1 protein-coding gene is annotated in these 385 nt (G+C 67.0%); it reads left to right on the top strand.

The annotated features are described in order from the left end of the window. Nucleotides 1-363 (top strand): rhodanese-like domain-containing protein (locus QZ271_RS10700; RefSeq protein WP_291431281.1); only part of this gene is annotated, 363 nt, incomplete at its 5' end. Between the last annotated feature and the right edge of the window lie 22 nt (nt 364-385).

The raw sequence follows: 385 nt of genomic DNA, 5'->3' as shown, positions 1-385 counted from the left end.
GACAGCGTCATGGGCTTCATCCGGAACGTGCAAGGCCTGCCTGCCACGGACGCCCGGCCCTTCCCGGCCAGCGAACTGGACCGGCACGGCGGCGCGCTGATCCTCGACGTACGCGGCATAACCGAGCACGCGGCGGGCGCGATTCCCGGTAGCCGGCAACTACACGCCGGACGCCTGCCCTGGAGTCTGGACAGCCTGCCCCGCGACCGGGAGATCGTCGTGCATTGCCAGGGCGGAGCCCGCAGCGCCGCTGCTGCCAGCTTCCTGCGGACACAGGGGCTCAATGTCACTGAACTCGCCGGAGGCTACGAGGCGTGGCAGGCTGCGCAGCAAGCCATACAAGCTAATACGGATTCCCATTGATTCGGCGCACTTCCGAATCAAT

The organism is Deinococcus sp. (genome assembly GCF_018260555.1).
Taxonomy (GTDB): Bacteria; Deinococcota; Deinococci; order Deinococcales; family Deinococcaceae; genus Deinococcus.
Note: the sequence above shows the minus strand (reverse complement) of the source record. Positions and strands in the feature narration are given on the sequence as shown.